We start from the raw sequence: 2,076 nt of genomic DNA on the forward strand, positions 1-2,076 counted from the left end.
CATCAGTACCACTTGATAAAGAACCTAAAAAGGTCACTAACCACAAATGGGTTGCAGAAGATGAGATCGAAAAACGTTAGGTAACCTGAAAGTTTGTTTTTAAAGGTTTCGATTTGTTAAATTAGTCCTATGATGGAATCTGCAATCAAAAGACAGCGGAAGTAATAGCTGTAAATTTGAAACCTAACCAAGTTATTTTTTCAAAAATTAACTAACTATAAAAGTGCTCAATTTGTGATAGAGTCACATTTGTGCAAACAAAAACCATTATCCTAAATGATGAAGAGGGTAATGGTTTTGTTTTATTGATTTTTTAGTAAAGGCGAGTCGGCTTTATCCCCGAACCACTTCTGGTTGATTTTTTCTAAAGTTCCGTCTTTAGCAAGTTTTTTTAAGCCGCGGTCGATCTGTTTTTTCATTGTGACATCACTTTTCCGCATGCCAACGCCGAATTGTTCGGGTGGAAATGCACCGCGGATCGTCTTAAAATCTGCAGGATTTTTTTGGTGGGCAATGTAGTAATCGGCATAGCTGCTATCGATCAATAACCCCTGGATCCGTCCTGAATTTAAATCAATGAAGGCATTTGTAAATGAGTCGTAAAGTATGGGATCGTGGTCTTTGATCCGATTTTTCAAAAGCTGCGGGTATTTGTTGATATCATTGGAACCTGAAGAGCCTGTTTGTGCTCCCAGAACTTTTCCTTGCATAGCAGTGTAGGAATCAATGTGGTCTTTCTTCAACGAAACCAACACTTGGTCGTTGCGCAAATAGGTGTCACTAAAGGCCATTTTTGCTTGGCGTTCTGGCGTTTTGGTCAGCCCGTTCCAAATTAGATCGATCGTGCCATTTTTTAATTCGGTAGCATTCATTGACCAGTCGATCGTTTGGAAGTTAGTCTTGATGCCATATAGTTTAAAAACAGCTTTAGCCAGGTCAATATCGTAACCGACTAGTTGACCGTTTTTTTGACGAACCCCCATCGGAACAAAGGTGTCGTCCACCCCGATCGTCACATAACCGCGTTTTTGAATCTTGGTCCAGTTGTCAGTTTGAGCTGCCTTTTTTCCAACAGAGATGCCGCAACCAGTTAAAATCAATATACAGCATACTAGTGCTAGAAAAGTCGTCAGTAGTTTTTTCTTTTTCAAACAGAGTCGCCTCCTAAGGCATCCAGTGCATTGACGGTAAAGACTTTATCAGCAGTTTGTTTGGCAAAATCCATATCATGGGTCACGATCACTTGAGTCATTTTTTCATTTTTCAAGCTTAAGATGATCTCACCGACTTTTTCCCTTAAGGCTGGATCTAAGGCCGATGTTGGTTCGTCGTAACATAAAACTCGTGGTTCCATCGCTAAGGCACGAACGATAGCGACACGTTGCTGTTGACCACCGGATAATTGATACGGGTACAGCTCTTCTTTTCCAGCGAGATCTAATTTTTGCAGCAATTTTTCGGCTTTTTTTTGAGCATCTTTCTCGTTTTGCTTTAAAACCAGTTTTGGTGCTAAGGTAATGTTTTGCAAGACTGTCAAATTAGGAAAAAGTTGGTAGTCTTGAAAAACGACACCAATGATTTGTTCGGCACTTGCTGGACCTGCTGGGTCAAAGGGTTGACCGTTTAGCAAAAAAGAGCCGCTTTCAGGGATCTCAAGACCGCTTAAACAACGAAGCAAGGTAGTTTTACCTGCACCGGAAGGACCAACGATGGCAAGGATCTCACCGTCAGGGATCTGAAGATTTAAGTTATCAAGAATGGTACGTTCACCAAATTTTTTCGTAATATTTTTCAATTCAAGCATAAGGATCCTCCTTTTTTAAAACAGGGTGTAAAAGTTGGCTAGGCACAGACATTTGGTTCACGGAACCCAACTAGAAAACAGGGTGGAGAAAACCGCTTAAGGCTCGAGCGTTATCGGACCCATGTGTTAAATTGCGTTTTTTAGCGATGTAACACATAGGTTGGATAAGCGGAAAGTCTTGGTTTTCGGAATCCGACTAAAAAAACAGGGTGGAGTGGACCGGGTAAAAGTCGAACACTAGCGGACTTTAACGATAAGTCGTGGTTTTTACG

2 protein-coding genes are annotated in these 2,076 nt (G+C 41.0%); both read right to left on the reverse strand.

Annotated elements, in window-relative coordinates; genetic code table 11:
* Positions 1-302: 302 nt before the first annotated feature.
* The gene (locus FC65_RS10345; RefSeq protein WP_056972640.1) at positions 303-1,151 is read right to left on the reverse strand and encodes an amino acid ABC transporter substrate-binding protein; all 849 of its coding nucleotides are present in this window, start codon (positions 1,149-1,151) and stop codon (positions 303-305) included.
* Positions 1,148-1,804, reverse strand: a complete 657-nt coding sequence (locus FC65_RS10350) for an amino acid ABC transporter ATP-binding protein (protein ID WP_010497700.1) — start codon at positions 1,802-1,804, stop codon at positions 1,148-1,150. The genes FC65_RS10345 and FC65_RS10350 overlap by 4 nt, the downstream gene beginning before the upstream one ends.
* Between the last annotated feature and the right edge of the window lie 272 nt (positions 1,805-2,076).

It is taken from the genome of Ligilactobacillus acidipiscis DSM 15836, from assembly GCF_001435755.1.
In the GTDB taxonomy this organism is placed as follows: domain Bacteria; phylum Bacillota; class Bacilli; order Lactobacillales; family Lactobacillaceae; genus Ligilactobacillus; species Ligilactobacillus acidipiscis.

Coding starts and splice junctions, on each gene's coding strand:
- FC65_RS10350 (WP_010497700.1), bottom strand. CDS start 1,804: ATGCTTGAATTGAAAAATATTACGAAAAAATTTGGTGAACGTACCATT.